The organism is Streptococcus suis, from assembly GCF_002960445.1.
Lineage (GTDB): Bacteria > Bacillota > Bacilli > Lactobacillales > Streptococcaceae > Streptococcus > Streptococcus hyiners.
Map to the genome: position 1 here is coordinate 1 of NZ_POJD01000067.1, position 312 is coordinate 312.

Consider the following 312-nt stretch of genomic DNA (forward strand, 5'->3'; position numbering starts at 1 on the left):
CGCAGCATCATCTTTCATATTGACATGTAATCCAGCATCAATCAAAGGCGTGTGAGCAGGAGATAGCTGCAATTGATTAACTGCAAGCGGTTGATCGAGATAGGATTGTAATAACTCCATTTGGTAAATGTTTTGGTTGCTGACGCCAAAATGATGAACCTTCCCTGCTTTTTTCAAGAGATAAAAGGCTTCAGCTACTTCCTCTGCTTCCATTAGAGCATCCGGACGATGTAAGACGAGAACATCTAAATATTCCGTATCCAAGCGCTTCAAAATTCCATCTACAGATTCCAAAATATACTCTTTTGAGAA

1 protein-coding gene is annotated in these 312 nt (G+C 40.1%); it reads right to left on the minus strand.

Annotation, left to right across the window (positions count from 1 at the left end):
- A partial coding sequence (locus C1G53_RS01315) for an aldo/keto reductase (RefSeq protein ID WP_192873096.1) occupies positions 1-312 on the minus strand: 312 nt, incomplete at both ends.